The organism is Micromonospora sp. NPDC048871, assembly GCF_043198155.1.
Classification (GTDB): domain Bacteria; phylum Actinomycetota; class Actinomycetes; order Mycobacteriales; family Micromonosporaceae; genus Micromonospora.
On the sequence record NZ_JBICUM010000014.1, the window covers coordinates 25,478 to 49,049 of the forward strand.

At 69.8% G+C, this 23,572-nt stretch carries 13 protein-coding genes; 8 read left to right on the top strand and 5 right to left on the bottom strand.

The annotated features are described in order from the left end of the window. The first annotated feature begins 29 nt into the window (after positions 1-29). The 4 genes from ACGFIK_RS24100 to ACGFIK_RS24115 all read left to right on the top strand — a co-directional run bounded on the left by ACGFIK_RS24100 (position 30) and on the right by ACGFIK_RS24115 (position 8,635). Positions 30-1,043 carry a sigma-70 family RNA polymerase sigma factor gene (locus tag ACGFIK_RS24100; RefSeq protein ID WP_327025776.1) on the top strand — a complete coding sequence of 338 codons (1,014 nt, stop codon included), beginning with the start codon at positions 30-32 and terminating at the stop codon, positions 1,041-1,043. 62 nt (positions 1,044-1,105) lie between these two features. Continuing rightward, complete coding sequence (locus ACGFIK_RS24105; protein ID WP_393341450.1) at positions 1,106-1,669, top strand: dihydrofolate reductase family protein; 564 nt, start codon at positions 1,106-1,108, stop codon at positions 1,667-1,669. A 235-nt stretch (positions 1,670-1,904) separates the two neighbouring features. Continuing rightward, positions 1,905-2,282 carry a hypothetical protein gene (locus ACGFIK_RS24110; RefSeq protein ID WP_327025778.1) on the top strand — a complete coding sequence of 126 codons (378 nt, stop codon included), beginning with the start codon at positions 1,905-1,907 and terminating at the stop codon, positions 2,280-2,282. 113 nt (positions 2,283-2,395) lie between these two features. Then, positions 2,396-8,635, top strand: a complete 6,240-nt coding sequence (locus ACGFIK_RS24115) for an NACHT domain-containing protein (protein ID WP_393341453.1) — start codon at positions 2,396-2,398, stop codon at positions 8,633-8,635. On the opposite strand, the gene ACGFIK_RS24120 is transcribed toward ACGFIK_RS24115, so the two are convergent. Together ACGFIK_RS24120 and ACGFIK_RS24125 are read right to left on the bottom strand one after the other, a co-directional pair. Continuing rightward, a complete protein-coding gene (locus ACGFIK_RS24120) occupies positions 8,602-9,828 on the bottom strand; it encodes a type IV secretory system conjugative DNA transfer family protein (RefSeq protein WP_327025780.1) in 1,227 nt (408 codons plus the stop codon). The genes ACGFIK_RS24115 and ACGFIK_RS24120 overlap by 34 nt on opposite strands. Before the next feature lie 203 nt (positions 9,829-10,031). Continuing rightward, positions 10,032-11,237: a hypothetical protein gene (locus ACGFIK_RS24125; protein ID WP_327025781.1), complete on the bottom strand. Its 1,206-nt coding sequence runs from the start codon at positions 11,235-11,237 to the stop codon at positions 10,032-10,034. Between the two features lie 138 nt (positions 11,238-11,375). Here ACGFIK_RS24125 and ACGFIK_RS24130 point away from each other — a divergent pair, with 138 nt between their 5' ends. The 4 genes from ACGFIK_RS24130 to ACGFIK_RS24145 all read left to right on the top strand — a co-directional run bounded on the left by ACGFIK_RS24130 (position 11,376) and on the right by ACGFIK_RS24145 (position 20,040). Continuing rightward, positions 11,376-12,899, top strand: coding sequence for an NAD(P)/FAD-dependent oxidoreductase (locus ACGFIK_RS24130; RefSeq protein ID WP_327025782.1), 1,524 nt, complete (start codon positions 11,376-11,378; stop codon positions 12,897-12,899). A 295-nt stretch (positions 12,900-13,194) separates the two neighbouring features. Then, complete coding sequence (locus ACGFIK_RS24135) at positions 13,195-14,538, top strand: serine/threonine-protein kinase (RefSeq protein WP_327025783.1); 1,344 nt, start codon at positions 13,195-13,197, stop codon at positions 14,536-14,538. A 40-nt stretch (positions 14,539-14,578) separates the two neighbouring features. Next, positions 14,579-18,310 (top strand): ATP-dependent RecD-like DNA helicase, encoded by a 3,732-nt coding sequence (locus ACGFIK_RS24140; protein WP_327025784.1) that lies wholly within the window; start codon positions 14,579-14,581, stop codon positions 18,308-18,310. 113 nt (positions 18,311-18,423) lie between these two features. Then, positions 18,424-20,040: a flavin monoamine oxidase family protein gene (locus tag ACGFIK_RS24145; RefSeq protein ID WP_327025785.1), complete on the top strand. Its 1,617-nt coding sequence runs from the start codon at positions 18,424-18,426 to the stop codon at positions 20,038-20,040. A 13-nt stretch (positions 20,041-20,053) separates the two neighbouring features. Here ACGFIK_RS24145 and ACGFIK_RS24150 read toward each other — a convergent pair whose 3' ends face one another. From ACGFIK_RS24150 to ACGFIK_RS24160, 3 genes are all read right to left on the bottom strand, one after another. Further along, positions 20,054-20,797 (bottom strand): hypothetical protein, encoded by a 744-nt coding sequence (locus tag ACGFIK_RS24150; RefSeq protein WP_327025786.1) that lies wholly within the window; start codon positions 20,795-20,797, stop codon positions 20,054-20,056. Between the two features lie 77 nt (positions 20,798-20,874). Next, positions 20,875-22,188, bottom strand: a complete 1,314-nt coding sequence (locus ACGFIK_RS24155; RefSeq protein ID WP_327025787.1) for an HEXXH motif domain-containing protein — start codon at positions 22,186-22,188, stop codon at positions 20,875-20,877. Continuing rightward, the gene (locus ACGFIK_RS24160) at positions 22,185-23,384 is read right to left on the bottom strand and encodes an FxsB family cyclophane-forming radical SAM/SPASM peptide maturase (protein WP_327025788.1); all 1,200 of its coding nucleotides are present in this window, start codon (positions 23,382-23,384) and stop codon (positions 22,185-22,187) included. The genes ACGFIK_RS24155 and ACGFIK_RS24160 overlap by 4 nt, the downstream gene beginning before the upstream one ends. Positions 23,385-23,572: the final 188 nt, after the last annotated feature.

Consider the following 23,572-nt stretch of genomic DNA (forward strand, 5'->3'; position numbering starts at 1 on the left):
CCGTCAGGGGTGGCACGTACGGTCACCCGGTGAGCGACGACGACTTCGTCCGGGGGATCGAGCAGCACCGGCGTGAGCTGCGCGTGCACTGCTACCGGATGCTCGGCTCCTACGACGAGGCGGAAGACCTCGTGCAGGAGGTCTTCCTGAAGGCGTGGCGAGGGCGGGCCGGCTTCGAGGGCCGGTCCTCGCTGCGCAGCTGGCTCTACCGCATCGCCACCAACGTCTGCCTCGACGCGCTCGACGGACGCAAACGGCGGCTGCTGCCCGACCAGGCCAACCCGGACTACCTTCCCGGGCAGCCGACGACGACCCTGATCACCGGCCCGTGGCTACAGCCGTTCCCGGACGCCTTGCGGGCACCGGACGGGCGGTGGGAGCCGGTCGCGCCGCGCCAGGACGAGCCGGAGGCGGCGGTCGTGGCGCGGGAGACCCTGGAGCTGGCCTTCCTGGCGGCGATGCAGCACCTGCCGCCCCGGCAGCGCGCCGCGGTGATCCTCTGCGACGTGCTCGGCTGGCCGACGCGGCAGACCGCCGAGGTGCTCGACGGCAGCGTCGCATCGGTCAACAGCGCCCTGCAACGGGCCCGCGCGACACTGCGGGAGCAGCTTCCCCCGGGCCGGTCGGACTGGGCGCCGGCCGCGCCACCGACCGAGGCGGACCGGCAGGTGTTGCGACGATACCTGGACGCGGTCGAGCGCGGCGACCTCGACGAGGTGGCCGAACTGTTGGCCAAGGACGTACGGGCGACGATGCCGCCGCTGGCGGAGTGGTTCGCCGACCGGGAGTCGATCCTCGCGGCGTTGGCGGCGACCTGGGATGCGAGTTCCCCGGACTACATCGGCGCGTTGCGCGCGGTGCCCACCAGCGCCAACGGGCAGCTAGCCGCCGCGAGCTACCGGCGCCCGCCGGGCCGGCAGGTCTTCGAGCCGTTCGGGATCGGAGTGCTGCGGGTACGCGACGGCCTGATCACGGAGATCGTCGCGTTCCACGAGCCGACGCTCTTCCCGGCGTTCGGGCTCCCGCCGACGCTCGACCGATGAGTTCTCGTCGCGGTCGCCGTCTCTACTTCGGTACGAGCACATCAGCGCACCAGGAGGACGGCATGAGCGACTTCGCACCGCAGACCGCGAACGGCAAGGTCCTGTGGCATTTCACCATGTCACTGGACGGCTTCGTGGCCGGGCCGGACCACGACATGACCTGGATGGAGACCGGCATCTCCGAACGACCCGGCTTCATCCAGCAGTACGTCGAGACGACCGGCGCCATTCTCGGCGGCCGGCGCGGCTGGGACGCCTTCCCCGACGCCGGCAACGTCTACGGCGGCGGCTGGAGCGGGCCGCTCTTCGTGCTGACCCACCATCCCGAGGACGCGAAGCCCGCCGACGGGGTGACCTTCCTCGACTGCGACCTGGCGGAGGCGGTGCGGATCGCGCTGGCGGCAGCCAATGGCAAGAATGTCGAGGTGCTCTCGGCGGACATCGGCCGCCAACTCCTCCACCGCGGCCTGCTCGACGAGATCGACCTGCACATCGCGCCGGTGCTGCTGGGTGACGGCATCCGCCTCTACGAGCACCTCGGCGGCCGTCCGATCTACCTGCACCGGGTCGGCGCCGACGACCCGACCGCCGAACTCGACGTACGCTACCGCCCGGCGCCCAGGTAGGGGAGCGGGTCGGGCCAGGGAGGGCCTCCACCTCTCGTGGAGCGGCCCTCCCGGCCCGTTCCCGTCCTTCGCCGTACGCTGATCGACTCCGTTTCGCCGCAACGGTGGGGTCCGTAGCGGCCTGATACCGCCGTTTCGGCGAAACGGTGAGTCGTCTTTCCGCCTTCGGCCGTGACGAGCGACTTGCCATAGTGGACCATGGAGACGCGATTGGGCATCGTCGACGGGAGCGCTGATGGATCCGGTGACCTTGGTGGTCGGTGCGCTCGCGGCAGGAGCGTTGCAGGGCACCGGAGAGGCTGCGGCCAGCGCGGTCAAGGACGCCTACCAGGCTCTCAAGGCGGCGGTGGCGGCCCGCTTCGCCGACCGGCCGTCCGGGCAGTTGGTGCTGCAGGAGCACGAACAGGACCCTGAGGTGTATGCCGCACCGCTGGCCAAACAGGTCCGTGCGGCGGGTGCGGACCAGGATCCCCGGATCGTGGAACTGGCCCAGGCGCTGATGGCCCTGCTGAACGAGCAGGGCGCCGGGTCGGCGAAATACCAGGTGCGTCTGGACGGGGCCAAAGGGGTGCAGGTGGGGGACGGCAACACCCAGACCAACACCTTCGAGTAATCGTGGATCGCGGGCCGGACGTGGGATCGGGTGACGGCACCGACTCGAGAAGATCGGCGCCGGACTCAGCCGGTGGATCCATGTATCGGGTTGACGCCTCAGGCGCCAAAGGCGTGCTGGTCGGGGATAACGGCGTCCAACACCTCCATTTTTATTCCGGCGGCCAGACAGCCGAGTCGGCGGCCGACGCCGGCGCCGCCCTGCGTGCGTACCTGGAATCGCTCGCGGAGTGGTACCGGTGGCTGGAGTTGCAGGGGATCCGGGAGGCCGGGTCGCTGCGCATCGAGTTGGACAAGGTCTACGTCGCCCTGAAGGCGGAGCCGGAAAGCGAATACGACCTGCGGCATCGCGCGAAGCTGCACGAGATCGAGATCCGTGAGGCGGCGGGCGGCGCGCCGATCGATTCGATCGCGCCGACCCACCTGGAGGCGCTGGACGCCGAGAACGTCCGGCGGACCCATCAGCCGCGGCGAGAGGACGCGCGGCGAGCGCAGGTGACCGAGGTCCGGACGATCGCCGACGTGATCCGCCAGCACACGCGGATGGTCCTGCTTGGTGGGCCCGGCAGCGGGAAGACGACCCTCAGCCACTGGCTGGCTCTTCAACTGGCCCGCGGGCTCCTGGACCAACTGGGGCGGGAGGTCGCCCCGCAGGTGGGGCCGGACCTGGCGGGCAGCCTGGGCGTCCACGTCCGTGCTGACGCGACCTTCTCGTTCTCAAGGGCACACGTCGCCTCGATGTTCGCCACCGACGACGCGAACGCCGACCAGGTGAGCGCGATCGGCATCGAGGTGCTGCCGACACGGGGGACCCTGGCGCTGTCCGGGGTACCGGTCGTCGTCGGGCAGATCGTCAAGATCGACCAGGTGGAACGCCTGACGTTCACCCCCGCCGCCGGCGAATGCGGCACCGGCTACGCACACCTGGGCTTCTCGGCGTACGACGAGACGGGGCTGCTCGCCTCGGCGACGGTCGTGATCGACGTGGGGGTGCACGTACAGGTGCCGGTCTCCCAGGTGGACCCGGATCAGCGTCCCGCCCTGGCGGACGAGCAGCTGGTCGATCTCGGGCCGGCGCGGCTGCCGGTCTTCCTGCGGCTGGCCCACTTCGCCCGGGAACTTGCCGATCGGGAGCGGACGCGGCGACCCACCGTCTCCCTGGACGACTATCTCGGGCGCGACCCGGACACCCAGGGATGGGCCGGTGCCCCCGGCTCCGACGCTCGCAACACCCTGGTACGCCGATTCCTCGAAGCCGGCCGGGCGGTGGTCATCCTCGACGGTCTCGACGAGCTTCCCGAGGCCAACCGCCGTACGGTCCTGTTGCGGGTCCAGGACTTCATCGAGCGGTTCACTCCGCCCAACGCACCGGAGGCCGCAGAGCTGCCCTGGCAGGTCGGCGGCAACCAGGTCGTCGTCACCAGCCGGTACGTCGGCTACAAGCTGATGCCGGTCCGGGGCGGGTGCGCCCACTTCGGTATCCAGCCCATGCGACGCCCGGCGGTGGAACAGTTCGCCCGCGCCTGGACGGCGGCGGTCAACGCCGAGCTTGCCGTCGGCGACCAGCGCGGCCTGGTCGCCGAGGCCCTGATCGAGGAGATCTACGACGACCTGCGACCGGCGATCCGGGAGCTGGCGACGAACCCCCTGCTGATCACCATCCTGGCGACGGTCTACTGGGCCGATGGTCGGCTGCCGGACCAACGTGCCGGCGTCTACGACCGGGTGGTGGAGAACCTGCTGCGCATCTGGCTGAAACGGCCAGAGTGCGAGGCACAGTCGCTCGGACGGGAGGAACTGCTGGCGGCCCTGGAGCCGCTGGCCGCCGAGTTGCAGGGCAATCCCGCGAGCAACGGCCTGGTCGCCCTGGACCGGATCGGTGAACTCATCGAGGGCCCGCTGGCGCTCATGCGGCGGGCGAACCCGGCCGACCGCGCGTTCCGCCCGGTGCTCGACGCCCTGCTGACCACCATCAGGAAACAGGTCGGCCTGCTGGCGGAGCAGAGTTCCGGCAACTACGCCTTCTTCCACCGGACCTTCCAGGAGTTCCTGGCCGCCCGGCGCATGCTCTCCGACCGGGAGAACGCCGCAGCGAAGATGGTCGAGCGGCTCGACGACCCGCAGTGGCGGGAACCGCTGCTGCTGGCCCTGGGCTTCGCCATGATCAGCCCGGAGTGGGGTGGACCGCAGGCCCGGACCCGACTGCTCGCCGACGTGCTCGCCGCCGACGACGAGGATCCGCTGCTGCCCCGGGCCGCCATCCTGGTGGTCAACGCCCTGCCCGACCTCACGGACGTGCCGAAGTCGATCGTCGGGCAGGTGGTCCGGCGACTACTCGGACGCTACGCGTTCAGCCAGGACCAACCGCAGGCGGTAGGGCTGCGGGAGGGGATCTGCGCGGCGTTCGTACGGTTGCGTGACGGCCCCCGCGCCGACCTCGTCGCCGAGATGATCGCCGAGGCGATCCGGCGCCCCACCGACGACCACGATCTGGCCGCCGCGGCGGCCGACGTGCTGACGCAGCTGCACTGGTTCACCACGAACACGGTCGAGGCACTCCTGCACGCCGTGCACCGGGATCGGGCGGATCTGGACTGGCCGATCCACTGGGCGTTGCTCGCCGCCCTCGGCCAGCCCGTCGGCAGCGCCACCGGGCCGACGCCGACGCTGAACATGTCGCGGCTGCTCGCGGCCCACCTGCCGATGCGCCGGCTCCTCGAGACCAGCCCGGAGCTCATCGCGTTCGTCCGTGCCGACAGCGACTGGCTGTGGCTGCTGATCGCTCTGTACGGCGGGCTGGGTCAGGCTCAGCCGCAGCGACGGCGGGGCGAGCACCATCCGGAGCCGCAGCCCGACGCCACCGCTGCGACCGAGGGGCGCGCGGCGGAGACCGCGCCCATCGAGTTCTGTCCGGCGGACATCGTGCACGACCTTGCCGATGCGGAGTTGAGCCGCCTCCTCCTACGGCACCTGCGCCAGCGGCGACCAGCCGGCGACCTCGTCGAGACCTTCCACACCCGCTGGCGGCATGGCACCAACCCGGCCGGCCGCGCCGACGCCCTCATCGGCCTGGCCGCGCTCGGCGAGGATGTCCTCCCACTGCTCACCGAAGCCGTCGGTGACCGCCAGGCTGCCGCTCAGCAGGCGCTCAGCCGGTTCGGCTGGCTGCGCGCACTGCTGCGGGAACCACTGGTCAGGTCGACGGAGATCGCCGCGCGCACCATCCCCGAGGTGGCACCGGAGACCCACCAACTGGATCTGCTGCGGATCGTCATCGAGGCGCGGACCGCCAGCGGCGGGGGTGCCCTCCAGGTCAGCGATCGGATCCCCGCCCACTGTCTCGTCGCCGCGACATCGGCTCAGGTACGGGAGGCACTGGCGGCCGAGTACTGGGCGTACGTCTTCTCCGGCTCTGCCGACGAGCGGCCCGAGGTGCTGTGGGCCAACCTCCGGGCCGCGACCGAGGCGCAACCAGACTCGGCTGACCCACCCGGCGGTGGCTGGTCGATGCTCGCCCGGGCGCGTAACCACCTGTCCCGGCGGCGCCTACCGTGGCCGCAGATGATTCTCGCCCCCCGGTGCGACACGCCGACCGAACGGTATCTCGCGATGCTGGATGGAATCGCGACGGCACCGAGCGAGCGTAACTACCTGGCCGGCTACCTGTTGGGACGGCACCGGTCGATGGTGGATGACAACCCGGCACTGCTGTGGGAGACATTGGCGATCGGCCTGCTGCGCGGGGAGGAGTTCAGGCTGGGGTACTTCGCCGGTGCGAACGGCGACCGGGTCTTCGACTCCACCTGCGCGCCGACCGCCGCTGAACACCTCGGCTCCTGGTCGGACCGGCTCGTCGCTCGTGTCGAGCTGGATCGACCGATCGCTGATACGCAGGACACGCCCGCCCTGCGGCCCGTTCTGACGGAGGTCTTCCTTCAACGTACCCAGGGGGTCGACAGACCGGGCGAGGTCAGCCTGGCGTCGATCTCCACCATGCTGAGGTACGCCTATCGGGTCACCGACCCGTACCTGCGGTTCCGCGCCCTGTGGCGGCTGTGCGACAGTCTCGGCCGAGAGCACATGCTCGCCCTGCGACTGGACGTCCTCGGCCTCATCGAGAGCATCACCGACCCGCACGACCGGGCCCGTGCCTTCGAGTGGGTCGTGCTGGCGATCCCCGGCAAACAGGCCTGGCTCGGCCTCGGGGAGATCGTCGATCTGGCCGGGCAGGTGGAGGCACTTGCCGCGATAGACGATCCGGAGAACCGGGCCCGCGCCCAGACCCGGCTGGCGCTACTCGTGCCGGAGCGGCTGACGGAACTGCGCGACGCCGCAGTCGAATCCGTCGGCCAGATCACCGATCCGTACCGGTGTGCCGAGGTCGTCGCCGACCTACGCGCCGCCCTCGTCTCGAACCTCGCGCAGCCGCTCGACGCTGTCGCCGAGGCCATGCCGGATCCCTGGCTGCGCGCGAAGGCGCACGGCCGTGCCTCCCGCCTGATCGCGGCCTACCGGTCGCGCTACGACACCCCGGCGTTGCTCTGGCGGCTGCCGACCGACAGCGGGCCGCACGGCGACGTCAGTTGCCGGCTCGCGCAACCGACCGGGCAACTCGCCTGGGGACTGCTCTTCCTGAGCGTCACGGCGGCCGAGGCCGAAGCGCTCGGGGCGACCACTACCGGCGACGGCGACCACTGGGCCCTGCTGCTCGGCCCAGACCTGCCGGTGGGTGTGGAGAGACTGGTCGGCTCGGTGCGGGATGACGCCCTGCGGGTCGGCGCCCGGGAGGTGTCCGTGCTCAACCACGTCATCGGATCGGGTCGGGCCGCAGCCCTCGATCCGCTCTGGGCACACCTGGAGTGCACCGACTCCGGGGCGATGGCGATCATCACCCGTTGGGGTGGTGGCGACCCGGCGGTGAGCGGCTGGAAGGCGCTGGTGCAGGCGGAGGCCGGGCACCTCACTCCGGAGGGTGCCGCAGCCCTCATCGAGTTGGCGAGTGAGTCGACCGATCGCCTTCGCCTGCGGGCCGCTCTGGCCCTGCACGGGCGCAACCCGGTGTCGCGCAACCGAACTCGCCGCTGGTCCGTGCAACGGGTCGGAGCGAGGACGGTGGAGGTGATCGCGGACCACGCTCATCGCGACGACTATCCGCCGTCCGTGCGCAGCACGCTGCGGTGGGTCGCCCATGACATCCACCACGACGACGTCGAGGCGCTCGACAGGTGGTTGCAGGAGGCGGCCGAGCAGGACCACGGAGCCGCGTCCTGGATTCTCGGTTTCCTCGAGTCGGTCGACCATGAGCTGGTGATGCCGCTGCTGGAGGCTCTTCCCTCCGCGCCGCAGGGCCTGCAACGGACGCTGCTCACCGCGCTGGCCCGGCTGGCGCACTGCGGCGAGGCCCTGTATCCGAGCCGTGCTGCGATGCGAGGTGCGATCCGGGCGGTGCCGGCCGAGGTCCGGCGGGAGGTGGCAGTCCTTCCCCAAGGGCCGGTGACGTACCTGAAGGTCGTGACGCGGGTGGTGGCCGACGGTGGCGAGGAGGCGCGCCTGGACACCGCGCTCGGGCTGCTGGACGACTTCTACGTCTGGCTCGACGACGGGTGCCTGGACGATGACACCGCCTGCGTCAACCGGCTCAAGCAGATCGGCGGCGAGTTCTACGTAGCGGTCGGCTCGAACAGCTACTGGGCCAGGGCGGACAAGGCCGCAGCCGAGCTGGCGGAGAACGAGCGGGCGCTGCGGCTGCTGCTCTCCTGGGTCCAGCGTCTGAGCTTCGGGCAGACCGACAACAAGAACCTGGGGGACCTGCTCGCCGCGACCTACGCGCTGGCCCGACAGTCGCCCGACGCGTTCGCAGCCCTGGCGGATCCCGACGAGTGGGAGCCGCTGCTCGCCGAGTGGGCGGAGACGGCCGAGTGGTGGATCGTGCGGTTGTCCGCCGTCCGGCTGCTCGGTCTGCTCCGCCGGGTCACGACCCGGATCACGGCGGCCCTGGGTGCGGCCATGAACGACATCTCCTTCGTCCAGCAGGCCGCCTACCAGTCGGTCGCCGAGTTCCGCCAGATGAAGGACGACATCATTCCGGAACTGGTCGACCTGCTGGACGACCGGAACACCGCCGTCGCCGCGGCATCGGTCCGGCTGTTGGTCAGCCTCGCCGATGCCGAGAGCACGACCGTGGACCGGCGCCGGATCCTGCGCGGACTTCAGGACGCGGCAACCGGTTCGCTGCGGGCCCGTCCCGTCCATCTGATGCGGGATCTCGACGATGAGCGGCCGATGTCGATCGAGTTCGTCGATCGACTGGACCGGATTCTCTACCGGGCGATCTTCGAGCTGAGCGGATTCTGAGCGTCTAACCTCCGGGCCCGGTGCAGTGTGCCGTCGAGCCGGACGAACTGTTCGCCCGGGCCGAGTGACCAGACGTCCGTCGGCGCCAGGCCGAGCAGCGCCTCGGCCTCGGACGCCGCCGCGGTCTCCCTGCTGCCGAAGACCTGCACCACACCGGAGCCGGCGACGATCTCCGGCCAGCGACTCGGGTACGTGGTGCGGAGTTGGTGCAGGTCGTGCCAGAACGTCCAAGCGCGGACCGCCGAACCGGACCGAAGCCGGAGCACCGCCTCCAGCAGGGGGAAGGGACCCAGTTCCGCACAGTGGTCGAGGAGGAAGAGGGTGGGTGGGACCCCGGCCCTCGACGCTTTCAGGGCATTGTGCAGCAGGGTGCCGACCCAGACCCGCAACAGCGGAGCGTGCGTGGCCAGCCGCTCCGGAGGAACCATCAGGTAGACCGTCACGGGTGCTCCGGCACGCATCTCGGACAACGAGAAGCTCGATCGGCTCACGCTGCCCTGCACCTGCGGATTGGCGAACGTCTTGAGGTGCGACGTGAGATGCGTGAGGATGCGGGACCGGGTCACGTCCTCGCGTTGCAGGAAGTCCGCTATCTCCGAGTACGACATCTTCGGAATCTTCTTGCCGATGGTGTCCAGCACCACGGCCAGGTTGTAGATCACGTCGTCCGAGTGCATCGTCACGTAGACCTGGTCGAACGATCGACGGTCCGGGACCGCCGTGAGGTAACCGATCACCGCGCTGAGCAGCCCGAACGCGCTCTGCTCGATGCCGCTGCCCGGCGAGTTCCCAGGGACCAGCAGCTCGGCGAGATCCTGACAGCCGGATTCGAGGGCCGGTGACGGCAGACCGTCGAGTAGCGTCATCGGGTCGAGGGCGTCCGACTCGGGCCCGGCCACCTCGAAGGGGTCCAGCCGTACCACCGTGTGGCCCATCGCGCGCCGGGCCGCCGCCGTGGCGGCGTACGCCTCACCGGTCAGGTCGACGGCGACCACCTGACCGGGGTAGGTCAACAGGTTCGGAATCAGGCAGGACTGGCACCGGCCCGACCGGTTCGACGCGATCGTCAGCAGGTGGGCGTTCTCGTCATAAGTGAGCAGCCCGGACGCGGACGAGGTGGCGGGTGTTGCACCGTTGCGACTCGGCGGCACGACCTGACCGAGCAGAAGCGCCTCGCGACCCACCTCGCTCATTCGCGCCTCAGTCCGCCGACCGGGTGCCGCTGCGTATGCTCCCGCGCCGGACGGCGTCGGTCAGGTCAGTCATCCCGGATCTCCCCGATGGGCCCTGCGAGCATGTCTCCTCCCGATTCTGCCTCCCCGAGCGCGAGGTGAGCCACACCGCCCGGCGTCCTGTAGGCCATCGGACAGATCGAGGGATGACGAGGGGATCACGTTCAGATGATGAAGTGGGTCCAGTAGGCGAGCCAGATGACGAGCAGGGCGCCCTGGAGCAGCGCGAGGGTGGCGGTCATCCAGACGTCGAGCTGAGGTCGCCGCGCCCAGCGGGCCAGCACCAGGGCCACCGGGAACACGGCGAGCAGATAGCGCAGCAGGCTCTTGTACACCGGTGGACCCATCGACAGCGGCACCAGCACCATCATCACCCCGTACACCAGATAGGGCAGGCCCAGGCGGCGGGCGCCGGCGACGAGGACGGCCAGGAACAGCACGGCGATCCAGACCCGTACGGCGTCCGGCGCCGCCCCGGTCAGACCCTGCCAGAGCACACCGAGCGGATTCTGCACCCGGATGCCCCAGCCCTGCTCCTGGGTGTGCTTGTAGGCGAACCAGTCGCCGCTCTGCCACCGGCAGAAGGCCATGAAGGTGAGCCATCCCGCAGGTAGCAGCAGCAGCGGCCACCCGGATCGTAGGTACCCCCACAGGGCGCGCGGATGCAGCCGGTAGCCGCCCTGCCCGAGCAGCACCAGGGCCAGCGGCAGTGCCACGAAGAACCCGGCCGACCGGCTCAGCGCGAGGAAGAAGCCGATGACTCCGACGAGCAGCCACCGTCGCTGCTCCGCGTAGTAGAAGGTGGCCAGCGTCAGGCAGAGGAACAGCGACTCGGTGAGCGCCGCGTGGAACAGGAAGGCGGTGGGCAACAGCACCAGGTACCGCACGAACCGTCGGGCCGCCGGGCCGGTGCCGGCGGCAGCACCGCGACCGTCGCCCAGCAGGCGCTCGCCGAGGCGGACGCCGTAGTAGAGCAGACCGAGGAAGGCCAGGTTGGCGATGACCAGCAGCGCCAGTGCGGTGTCGCCGCCCAGCAGCGGGGCGAGAGGGCGGGCCAGGAAGGGGTACAGCAGGGGAAAGCCGAAGTCCCGCCACGGCTCGTCGAGGGGCAGCCGTGCCAGGTGGTCGTAGAGGAACGAGTCCCAGGCGAACCAGAGCGACAGCCAGCCGTGCGGTGAGATGTCCCGCTGCTGCTGGCGCATCTGCGCCTCGTCGGGCGGCGGCGCCCACCCGGTGCCGTCGAACGCGGCGAGCGTGAGTACCCCGACCAGGGTGAACACGATCTTGGTGCCGAGGAAGACCGCGAGCACGTACGGCCAGGGTGCCGGCACCCGTGCGAGCGCCCGGCCCACCCGGCCCGTCCCGACCATCCGTCCCCCGAACCGTCCCGCCACGAATCGGGGCCGCGTACCCGATCCGGCGGCGACCACACCCGCGTCGCGCAGGTGATGTCGCCGCGATGGCGGGTAACCGGCCGGGTCGGTCGGGGGACGTTAGGTGGCGGGGACATGGGCGACGAGTACGGCACCGTGGTGATCGGTGCGGGTCCGGCGGGGCTGACCGCGGCGTACGAGCTGCTGCGGCACGGTGCCCCGGTGCGGGTGTTCGAGGCCGACGAGGTGGTCGGCGGCATCAGCCGTACGGTCGAGCGGGATGGCTGGCGGTTCGACATCGGCGGGCACCGATTCTTCACGAAGGTGTCCCGGGTCGAGGACTTCTGGCACGAGATCCTGCCGAACGAGGACTTTCTGCTGCGTCCCCGGATGAGCCGGATCTACTATCGGGGGGCGCTCTACGACTACCCGCTCAACGCCGGTAACGCGCTACGGAACCTCGGCCTCTGGGAAGCCACCCGGTGCATGGCGTCGTACGCCCGGGCGCGATTGCGGCCACCGGCGGACCAGTCGCACTTCGAGGGGTGGGTGTCGGCCCGCTTCGGCTGGCGGCTCTACTCGATCTTCTTCAAGACGTACACCGAGAAGGTCTGGGGGATGCCGGCCGACCAGTTGCAGGCGGACTGGGCGGCGCAGCGGATCAAGAACCTGTCGCTGGCCAAGGCGGTGCGCAACGCGGTGCTGCCGAAACGCAACCGCACGGACGTGACCAGCCTGATCGAGGAGTTTCAGTACCCCAAGCTGGGGCCGGGCATGATGTGGGAACGCTGCGCCGAGCAGGTACGGCGGCGCGGCGGCACGGTGCAGACCGGCACCTGGGTCACCACTGTGCACCGCGACCCGCAGCAGCGTCGGGCGACAGCGGTCACCGTCGACGGCGTCGACGGCCGACGCACCGAGCCGGCCGATCACGTCATCTCCTCGATGCCCATCTCGGAACTGGTGGCCGCGCTGCGTCCGGCCCCGCCGCCGCAGGTTCTCGCCGCCGCCGAGGATCTGCGTCACCGGGATTTCCTCACCGTGGCGCTGGTGGTGCCGGCGGAGTTCTCCTTCCCCGACAACTGGATCTACGTGCACGATCCGGACGTGAAGGCGGGCCGCATCCAGAACTTCGGCTCCTGGTCGCCGTACCTGGTCAAGGACGGCCGTACCTGCCTCGGGCTGGAGTACTTCGTGTCGGTGGACGACGAGACCTGGCGTACGCCCGATGCGGAGCTGATCGCCGCCGCGACCCGGGAGTTGGAGACGCTGGGCCTGGTCCGCCCCGGGGTGGTCGAGGCCGGCCACGTGGTGCGGATGCCGAAGGCGTACCCGGTGTACGACGAGCGCTACCAGCGCAACGTCGAGGTGATCCGGCAGTGGCTGGCGCGCGAGGTGCCTAACGTGCACCCCGTCGGGCGCAACGGCATGCACCGCTACAACAACCAGGACCACTCGATGCTCACGGCGATGCTGACCGCCGAGAACATCGTCCGGGACGCCGGCCACGACGTCTGGTCGGTCAACGTGGAGCAGGACTACCACGAGGAGACGGCCCGCAACGACGGGCGGCACGGCACCGGCCGCGACGCCCCACTGATGCCGGCCCCGCCGCTGTCGACCAAAACCGTCGTCCCGAGTGCCGGCGGTCGACGGTAGCCAGCCCCCGCAGGACGAGCCAAAGGTCCTCCGCCGGGTGCCGGCGACCCGTCCCGCTTCGAGTGACCGGATTTCTGCGTAAGGGCAAGCAGCGCCAGTGGTCACGCGTGGATGTCGCCGAATCACGTACCGCAGTGGGGAATCTGCATTGTCGGTAAGCCGACATGTGAATGTGGTTCTGCCGGCTTCATTGGTTTCCGCAGATCGCATGATCGAATTACGATTCGTTGGTTCGACGTAAGCGAGCACAAATTGGCTCGCTGCGTCCACTGGTGGCGGACCGACGGAGGCGGGTGTGTTGGAGCGGAGTCTGCTCAACGGCCGCTACGAGTTGGAGGCGCTGCCGGTTCCCGGCGGGGCGATGGGACAGGTCTGGTTCGGCCGCGACACCACCCTCGACCGAGAGGTCGCGGTCAAGTTCATCCGCTTGCAGGCCGACCGGAACGACGATGCCCTCGTACGCCGGTTTCGGCGCGAATCCCGCATCATGGCCCGGCTCGAACATCCGGGCGTGCCGGCGGTTTACGACTGGGGTGACCAGGATGGTCGTCCCTTTCTGGTCATGCAGCGCATTCGCGGCATCAACCTCGCCGACCTGATCGCGGAACAGGCGCCGCTGCCGATCGCCTGGGCGGCGGCCATCGCCGCGCAGGTCTGCGCCGTGCTCGTCGCCGCGCACGAGGCCGGATTGGTCCATCGTGATCTCAAGCCGGGCAACCTGATGCTGGACCCGGCCGGCGCGGTCAAGGTGCTGGACTTCGGACTGGCCGTGGCTCCCGCGCTTCCCGACTTCTCGAAGATCACCCACAGTGATCAGCACCCAGGAACACTGGCCTACATGTCGCCGGAGCAGTTTCTCGGCGCCAACGAGCCCGGCCCCGGCTGCGACCTCTACGCCCTGGGCTGCACCCTGCACGAAATGCTTGCCGGTAAGCGACCGTTCGACGGATCGACCACGTACCTGCTCATGAACCAGCACGTCCATGAGCCACCGCCGCCGCTGTGTGACGTGCGGGCAGACATACCGGCCGGCCTGGAACGGCTCGTGCTCGACCTGCTGGCGAAGAGACCCGAAGACCGCCCGACCGACGCGCACACCGTTCACCAGCGGCTACTGCCGTTCGTCCGTGACCTGGGACACCTGCCCGGCGCCCTCGGCCCGCCGTCGCAGCGCAGTTCTGTCCGAATGTACGCGGGCATCCTGGGCCGGGTCCTCGCTGACGCACCAGCCACCGCGCCGGCACAGCCCACCATCAACGGCGCTGATTCGCCGGGCACCGTCGAACCACGACCCACCCGGAGCGTCGGCTTCGAACTCGCCGACAGGTGGTTCGACGGTGGTGACTACTGGAATGCGGCTCAGGCGTACGCCCAAACCGCCGCAGACCTTGATCCCAGTTCGGATCTCGACCACCTTCTGCACTGCCGCAAGCGGGAGGCCGCCTGCTACAGCCGCATCGGCGACGACTCTCGCGCCCTGCGCACGCTGGAGGAGTTGCTGCGCCAACTGCGACCGGTTCTTGACGGCGACGACGCCCGAATGACCGACCTACAGCGCCAGATCGCTCTGCTGCAACTCAGTGCCGGTCGACGCCACGAGGCCAGCAGGACACTCAACCGGTTGTCACGAGACCGATGACCCGGCTGGTCTGAACGCTAGTTGTCAACGAGGAGAGTCCATGGGCAAGCCGGTAGGGCCGATCGAGCACATCTCCATTCGTGTCCCCTGGCACGACGGTGGATGGAACGGCACGGTATGCCACGACCCGCGCGGCAATGGCTCCTGCGTACTCCTGCCGACCATCGGCAAGAACCGGCGCGACCAGCAGGAACAGAATCTGGCCGGCAGGCCGCTCACCGATCTGCCGTTCGGCGACACGCCACCGTGTGTCGCCGAACGCGCCACCTTCATGTCGCCGCGGCCGATCCCGTTCCAGCGGGTCCACCCGTTCACCGACAAGAACCCAGCATTCGCGACCTTCCTGCCCACGCCGCAGCCCCTTCCGCCCTACTCGGCGCAGGCGGTGCCCTTCCGGTGGATGTCGCGGCAGGAGGCTCAGGCACTCGGCGAGGAACGCCAGATCGGTCTCCAGACGGACCTCGAGGAGCAGGTCGACGCAATCACCGGCTGGAAGGACATCCACTGGGTGATGCACGGCGACAACCAGCGGTCGCTGTTGAACGCCTTCTTCGACACCGTGCAGCCCGACCGCAGCCTCGTCTTTTTCTACGCCAAGCACAGCCCACTCACCGACGACCCGCGCCGACTGCTGGTCGGCGCGGCGACGGTCGCCAAGGTGACGCCCACCGGCGCCTACCACAGCAGCGGCGGTGAGCGGTTCCCGGCGCAGATGTGGGAGACCACCGTCGAGCATTCGCTGCGCCCGGACCAGCAGCAGGGATTCCTGCTGCCGTACCAGGCTCTGCTGGCCGCCCGCGACACCGACAATGTCGATGTCGGTGATGCCCTGGCCTACGCGCCCGAGGCAGGCTGGGTAGCCTTCTCGTACGTCACCGAGCATGTCAGTCACGACCTCGCCATCGACGCCCTCCTCGCCCTACAGGCCGCCGGCCACAACGCGCAGCGGATCCTCGGCGACGACGCTGGGCGGCTCGGGTTCGACTGGCTGGAGGCACAGCTCAATCGGCTGTGGAAGCTGCGCGGCCCGCGTCCTGGGCTGGCCAGCGCCCTGTCTGCGTTCGGTGTGCGTCGATCTGTCACCTTCGCCCACATGGTCGCGGCGACCGCAGGCCCCGACGCCGATCCGTGGCCGACCCTAGAGCAGGCGATGGTGGATCCCGAGCGTCTCGGCATGAGCGCCTCCGCTCACCTCACTCCGAGCCTGCGCAAGACCTGGCAGGCGCTGAAGCCCGAGCGGCGGGAGTTGCTGCAACTTCTCAGCCGCTTCTCCCTCACCCGAGAGCAGGCCGAACGCTTCTTCGTGGTCGAGCAGCGCGATCCCGCGCTGACCGACGAAGCCATCATCGCCAACCCGTACCTGCTGTTCGAGGCCGACCGTGACCAGCAGGAACCGGTGTCCTTCTCGGTGATCGACCGAGGATGCTTCCCCGACGCGAAAATCGCCTCCGCGTATCCGCTGTCGAAACCCACGGCGATGGACGACGGGCTCGATGCGCGGCGCGTACAGGCCTTGCTGATCGACGAACTGCAACGGGAGAAGGTGACCGGTCACACGCTGCGTCCCCAGGCCGACCTGGTCACCCACATCCGGGAACGCGCCGAACACGGGCTGAGTGCGCCGTGTCCGGTCAGCGCCGATGTCCTCGACGCACACCAACTCTCGGCCGGAACGCTGCCGTCGGGCTCGCCACTGACCGGGCTGCTGCTGCCCGACGGCGCTCCCGCGCTACAGCTCACCGAGTTGGCCACGGTCGGCGCACTGATCCGGGACCGGGTCGAGCAGCGGGCCAAGGCCGCACCGATCGGAGGCGAGCCGGATTTCGTCGCCCTGCTCGATGCGGCTCTCGGTGATGTCAAGGACGGGTTGACCGACCATGAGCGGGAAGCGGAGGACCGCGCGCGAGCAGAGAAGGTCGCCGCCCTGAAAACGTTGTACTCGTCGCGGATCAGTGTGCTGATCGGCCCGGCCGGCACCGGCAAGACCACCCTGCTGAAGGTGCTGCGGCACACCGGCGCGGTCGCCGCCGGGGGAGTCCTGCTGGTCGCTCCGACCGGCAAGGCCCGGGTGCAGCTGGCACACCGGGTGGAGGCGGAGGCCGTCACCCTTGCCCAGTTCCTGATCAAGAAGGGACGGTACGATCCGCAGCGCGAGCGGTACCTGATCACCGGAGACCCGCAGAGCCGCGCCACGAACTACAAGTCTGTCGTCGTGGACGAGGCGTCGATGCTCACCGAGGAGCAGTTGGCCGCGCTCCTGGACGCGGTGACCGGCGTACAGCGGCTGGTCCTCGTCGGCGACCCGCGGCAGCTGCCGCCGATCGGCGCCGGTCGGCCGTTCGTCGACATCGTCCGGCGGCTTGCGCCCGAGGACATCGCTACTCGCCACCCGCGCTGCGCGCCCAACTACGCCGAGCTCACGATTCCTCGGAGGCAGGCCGGCGACGAACGCGACGATCTGATCCTGGCGAGCTGGTTCGCCGACGGCGAGTTGTCCCCGGCGGCAGACCTCATCTGGGAGCGGCTGCGGTCCGGAGAGAACCTACCCACCCTGCGAGCCGTCCACTATCAGCAACCCACCATGTTTCGCACGCTGCTCGCCGTGCTGCGCGAAGAGGTCACGGAACTCCGCGACGCATCCGACGAGGAACTCGCCAACGCCTTCGGCCGCAGCTACGGCGGCCAGGTCTCCGGCAAGGGCAACCTCTACTTCCCGAAGGGTGCCGGTGCCCGGGCCGATGCCTGGCAGATCCTCTCGCCGGTGCGTGGTCGCGGCTGGGGCACCACCGAGATCAATCGAGCGCTGAAGGACGCCTTCGGTGCCAAGGCGCTGGCTCAGTCGACGGGGCTCAACCGCTACAACGCCAAGCCGATCGGCCCGGAGCGGATCGCCGTCGGTGACAAAGTGATTAACATCCGCAACCACACCTTCCGCGAGAACGGGGTCTACCCGAAGGGAGCGGAGCCTTTCGTCGCCAACGGCGAACTCGGTGTGGCGGTGGGGCAGACCCGATCACAGTGGGTCAAACGCCCCTGGAAGATCGAGGTCGAATTCAGCGGACGATCGGGCGTCAAGTACGACTACTACGACTGGGCCGACAACGACCGGGCGGCGATGCTGGAACTCGCCTGGGCGATCACCATCCACAAGGCGCAGGGCAGCGAGTTCGGCATCACCATCGTGGTGCTACCCGCAGACGGCGCGGGACTGAGCCGCGAGTTGCTCTACACGGCGCTGACCCGGCAGAGCAGAAAGGTGATCCTGCTGCACGAGGCCGACCTGAACGAGGTCGCCAAGTACAGCTCGGCGGTATGGTCCGACACGGCCGGTCGGCTGACGAACCTCTTCGTGCCGTCCCAGCCGATCCAGGTCGACGGGACTGTCATCGACCGTGGCCTGGTGCACCGTACCGACGGCGGGGAGCTGGTCCGGAGCAAGAGCGAAGTGATCATCGCAAACCTGCTGCGGCAGCTGAACGCCGTGTACCGGTACGAGGAGCCGTTCACCGGAGACGACGGCCGTACGGTCCGTCCGGACTTCACCATCGACACCGACCTCGGCGAAACGGTCTACTGGGAACACCTGGGCATGCTCACCGACCCTAGGTATGCGGCCAAGTGGGCGAAAAAGGAGGACTGGTACGCCCGCAACGGTGTCCTGCCGTACGAGTCGGGCGGTGGTGCGCGGGGAAAGCTTGTCATCACCGACGATCGCGGCGGCGTCGACGTGCCGCACTGGCGCGAGATAGCCCGCAAGGCCCTGGGGTTGTGAGCTACCAGTCGTCATCGAACATCGGGTCACGTCGATCAAGCGTAACCACGTAGCCACGTCGGTGAAACTCCCCGTTGAGATCGTCATACCTCGATCTTGTGAGGGAGGCGGCGATGACAACTCCGACGACACGACGGCAGTTCCTCCAGGCCGTCGGGGTGTCCGGTGGAGCAGGTGTCCTCTACAGCACCATGAGCGCGCTGGGACTGGCACCACCGGCACAGGCGGCGCCGCCGTTTCGGGCGCCGGACCGATCGGACTTCACCCTGACCGGCCGGTCCGCGAAGTCCGTCCTGGTCCTCGGTGCCGGCATCGCCGGGCTGGCCGCCGCGTACGAACTCGGCAAGGCCGGCTACCGGGTGCAGATCCTGGAGGCCCGCAACCGTCCCGGCGGCCGCAACTGGACGGTGCGGGGTGGCACGGTCGAGACCGACCTGGACGGGCACACCCAGCGGGCCCGCTTCGCCGGTGGCCAGTACCTCAACGCCGGTCCGGCGCGGATCGCCCAGCACATGGTGACCATGGACTACTGCCGGGAACTGGGGGTGCCGGTCGAGATCTTCGGCAACCAGAACGCGGACGGCTACTACTTCAACGACAACGTCGGGGCCCTCTCCGGGCAACCCGTGCGGCACCGGGAGGCCAAGGCCGACGTCTACGGGTACGTCTCCGAACTGCTCGCCAAGGCCACCGACCAGGGTGCCCTGGACACCCACCTCACCGGCGAGGACAAGGAGCGGCTGCTGGAGTTCCTGCGGTCCTTCGGCGCCATCGGTCCCCGGGTGGCCGGTGATCCGGCGGCCAGTTGGCGCTACACCGGCACCAACCGGCGCGGCTACGAGGTGGAACCGGGCGCCGGCTTCCAGGCGGGCATCCCCAGACTCACCCCCTACCCGCTGTCCGACGTGCTGGCCAGCGGTGTCGGCCGGTACTTCTCCTTCGAGTTCGGCTACGACCAGGCGATGTTGATGTTCCAGCCGGTCGGGGGGATGGACCGCATCGCGTACGCCCTGGCGGAGGCCGTGGGGCGGCGCCACATCAGCTACGACGCGGAGGTCCGTTCCCTGACGAACACCGGCTCCGGGGTGTCCGTGGTCTACACCGGGCCGGGTGGAAAACTACGCACCGCGACCGCGGACTTCTGTGTCTGCACCATCCCGCCGCAGGTGCTGGCGAAGATCCCCTCGAATCTCACCGAGCCGGTCCGGACCGCCCTGGCGTACGCCTCCCCGAACGCCACCGGCAAGATCGGGTTGCAGTACCGTCGGCGGTGGTGGGAGCAGGACGACAAGATCTACTCCGGCATCACCAACACCAACCTGGACCTGTCCGCGATCTGGTACCCCTCCTACGGCTACCACGGCGCCAAGGGGGTCGTGGTCGGGTACTACAACAACGGGGCCAACGCCCGGGCGTACGCCGCCCTGTCCCCGGCGGACCGGGAGGCCCGCGCGGTCGCCCAGGGGGTACGCATCCACGGCGAGAAGTACCGCACCGAGTTGGAGTCCTCCTTCTCGGTGGCCTGGGAACGCACCCGCTACTCCGAGGGCGGCTGGGTGTCGTGGCCCTCGCGCACCACTGGCGGACACTACGGGCGGCTGCTGGAGCCCGACGGCCGGGTGTACTTCGCCGGTGACCACCTGAGTCACTACATCGCCTGGCAGGCCGGGGCCTTCGAGTCGGCCCGTCTGGTCGTCACCGACCTGCACGCCCGGGTCATGGCTGGCTGAGGGGTCGGGGTACTCAGTCGGGGCGGTGACTGTTGGTGTGGCCCACCCGCAGGATGAGGTTTTCCACCCAGCGTTCGAACCGGCTGCTGCCGCCGCCCAGCAGCTCGCTCAACTCGTCCGCGGTCACCGCGCCCCGGGTGGCCAGGGAGTCGACCAGGGTGCGCAGCCGACGGTTGTCGTCGTCGGCCGACCCCTCGGTGAAACCGCCCGTGCCCAGGTGACGTTGCACATCCTGGAGGATGTCCATCATCTGCGGCAGGGTCTCGATGATCTGCGACAGACCGGCCTCCCGAGGGCTGGTCGAGCCGCGTAGCTCCTGAAGGGTGAGGGCGACCGACATCGGGGTGACGATGTCGGCGCCCTCCCCGAAGGCGTCGATGGCCCGACCCAGCTGATCCTTGGCGTGGTGCACGCTGTCCAGGTCGGTGTGGTCGACCAGGATCACCCGCATGCCCTGCACGTCGAAGGGCAGTTGCTGACCCTTCGCCAGCAACTGCACGAAGGGCTTGCGCAGGGCGTGCCGCACCGCCAGTTCGTAGAAGACATTGGGATTCTGGTCGGTGAGGTCGGCGATGACCAGGTCGTTCTGAATGATCCGGTCCAGCACCTGCGAGGTGATCATGCCGGCGCGTTCGATCTCGTCGCCCCGCACGGCCACGTAGCCCCGCTCCTCGACCACCGGTCGGATGACGTGCTTGAGAATCTGGTCGCTGCGTTTGCGGATCTCCGAGCCCTCCGGGCCGATCGGTGCGATCACGAAACACTCACGGCGCATTGATCGATCGTTGTCCTCCCCCATGGACCCAGCGTAGTGGAGTTCAGCGATACGAGTTGTCAACCGGTCGGCGTGCGAGACCGGTCCCACCGGGCGCGATGTTCGGCGAGTAGCCGACCGGCCTGCTCGGCGGCCAGGGCGCTGACCGGTTCCCGGACCCAACCGGAGAGGACTGCGGCCATGCCGTCGACCAGGTGCCGACCCACCGGGGTCAGTCGCCGCTGCGCGGCCAGCACCCGCACGGTGTCCTCGGCCGCCCGGCTCCACCGGGCGAACTCCACCTCCGCGCGATACCGGGCCGCCCCGGTGGCCGTCGCCCGCACCTGCCGACGCCAGAACCCCGCCACCCCCAGATGGGCGTACGCCCCGTGCAGCAACCCGTCCAGGGGCCGGGGGTCGGTCCGCCACGGCGCGTAGAACAGCTCCGGTGGGCCCGGTTCCAGCAGGGCGAACATGTCGGTGAGGGCGGCCAGCTTGGCGTGCTGGATCTCGTGGGCCAGCACGACGGCGGCGGATCGGCCGTCCGGCGGCAGGGACATGGCCACCGACCCGAAGGCGTGGTGGAAGGTGCCGCTGCGGCTGCCGTACCGGGGTGCCTCGACCGGCACCAACGCCCGTAACGCTCCGGCGATCTCCTCGGCGACCGGCCGGTGGTGCTCGACCAGCAGCCGCCAGGCCTCCTCCAGTCGGGACCGCCAGGCCGGGGTCAACTTCCCGCCGATGCGGTGGCCGGTGCCGATACCCGGCACATGCCGCCAACTGCGGGTGTCCAGCAGCAGGGACAACCGCAGCCCGTGGTGGGCCAACACCAGTCGGGGCACCGGCTGCCACCGGGGGTCGGTGGAGCCGACGCCGATGGCGATCCGCTCACCCGCGCCGTGCGCCCAGGCGTGTCCACGGACGACCCGGACCCGGGCGCGGGTGGTGGCGGCCGGCAGCTCCGCCGTGCCCAGACCGGGCAGATCCAACCGGCCGGCCGCCCCGGCCGCCAGGGGCACCTCGAGGTCGGCGGCCACCCCGGCGCGGACGGCCGCGGTGGCCGCCACCGCCGCCAGCAGCCCGGGGTAGGTCCGGGTCGGATCCTCCCCACCCAGCAGGGCCGCCGTGCCGAAGGCCCAGGCGGCGGCCGGCGGATGGGCCAGCGTCGCGGCCCGTAGCTCGGGCCGCAGCCCGGCCAACAACCGGTACGCCGCCTCGACCGCCGCCCGGTCGGGGTGTCCCCGCTGGCGCAGCAGCAGGACGATCGCGCGGACCAGCAGCATCGACTTGCTGTGTTGGGCGGCCCGTAACAGGGCCACCCCCTCCGCGCCGCCGCGCCCGGCGGCCAACTCGTCGAGGACTGCCCGGGGCAGCCGATGCTCGGTCGGGATCACCGGGCCGCCCCGGACAACCGGGCCAGGTCGCGGCGTACCGTGCGCCCGATATGGCTGATCAGGGCGTACAGGTCGGGGCAGTAGACGGACGGATTGTCGAAGCCGGTGTCGGCCGCCCAGCGGTGGGTACGCAGCCCGCCCCCGCACACCCGACCCAGGTCGCAGGCCCGACAGGTGGCGCTCAGGGCCGCCAGCCCGGCCTGCTGTTGCCGGACCGCCGGCAGGTCCAGCAGGGCGTCGAAGGGGTCCCGCAGCACATGCAGTCCGGTGTGGGCGGCGCCGTCGTACGCGGCGGCCAGGGTGTCGTCCATCTCGATCGCCCCGTCGGTCTGCACCACGGCCACCGTCACCGCGCTGGTGCCCACCCCGGTCAGTCGGGAGGTGCCGCCGAGCAGCACCTGGATGATCTCGTCGAAGAGGCGGATCCGTACCGGTGGTCCGGGTTGGTGGTACCACTGCGCGAAGACCGCGATCAGCCAGTCCGCGTACGGGGTGGATCCGGGCTGGGGCACCCGCGCGGGCGGGGGAGTGTGCCAGGTGCCGTGCGGCAGCAGGAAGTCCACCGTCGGGGGCCGGTGGGTCAGCAGGCTGCGGTACGTGTCGACCGGGTCGTTGCGCAGGTCGATCGTGCACAGCAGACCGTTGAACAGGTGCGGGTGGCCCGTGGTCAGCCGGTGTATCGCCGTGGCGACCCGATCGTGGCTGCCGCGCCCGTCCGGTCCGCGTCGATGCCGGTCGTGGGCGTCCCGGTCACCGTCGAGGCTCAGGCTGATCCGGACGTCGAGCCGGTCGAGCAGCCGCAGGTAGCTCTCGGTCAGCCGGAGGCCGTTGGTCTGCACGGTGATCCGCACCGGTACCGGGGCCATCGCCTGTCGGATGGCCGACACGGCGTGCTCGATCCGGGCCGGTCCGACCAACAGGGGTTCCCCGCCGTGCAGGACGACGGAGACCCGGTCCAGTCGATGTGCGCGGGCATGGTCGCCGATGCGCCGGGCGGTGGCCTCGAGCACCCGGGGCGACATCGTCCGGGGCAGGTCCCGCCAGCGCTGGTCGGCCATCGTGTAGACGTAGCAGTGGTCGCAGGCCAGGTCGCAGCGACTGTGCAGCTTGAGCACGAACTGGCGCAGGGCGATCGGCGGGGCGCGGCGGACGGCTGAATCAGCGGCCGGCCGATGGTCCTCATCGGATCCGGGCATCAGGGCTCCACGAACTGGCGACGGCTGGCGGGCCGCCGTCGGGCCCACCAGCATACATCGACAACCGACATTGAAAGGGTGGCTGTCACATCGAAGGACGCCGAGGTGCAACGCCCTCGACCGGTCCGTTTCCTACAGTCCGGACGGTAAGTCGGGCCCCCGTGAGGTCGACGCCGTACCGTTATCAT

Coding starts and splice junctions, on each gene's coding strand:
- ACGFIK_RS24105 (WP_393341450.1), top strand. CDS start 1,106: ATGAGCGACTTCGCACCGCAGACCGCGAACGGCAAGGTCCTGTGGCAT.
- ACGFIK_RS24110 (WP_327025778.1), top strand. CDS start 1,905: ATGGATCCGGTGACCTTGGTGGTCGGTGCGCTCGCGGCAGGAGCGTTG.
- ACGFIK_RS24120 (WP_327025780.1), bottom strand. CDS start 9,828: ATGAGCGAGGTGGGTCGCGAGGCGCTTCTGCTCGGTCAGGTCGTGCCG.
- ACGFIK_RS24125 (WP_327025781.1), bottom strand. CDS start 11,237: ATGGTCGGGACGGGCCGGGTGGGCCGGGCGCTCGCACGGGTGCCGGCA.
- ACGFIK_RS24130 (WP_327025782.1), top strand. CDS start 11,376: ATGGGCGACGAGTACGGCACCGTGGTGATCGGTGCGGGTCCGGCGGGG.
- ACGFIK_RS24140 (WP_327025784.1), top strand. CDS start 14,579: ATGGGCAAGCCGGTAGGGCCGATCGAGCACATCTCCATTCGTGTCCCC.
- ACGFIK_RS24145 (WP_327025785.1), top strand. CDS start 18,424: ATGACAACTCCGACGACACGACGGCAGTTCCTCCAGGCCGTCGGGGTG.
- ACGFIK_RS24160 (WP_327025788.1), bottom strand. CDS start 23,384: ATGCCCGGATCCGATGAGGACCATCGGCCGGCCGCTGATTCAGCCGTC.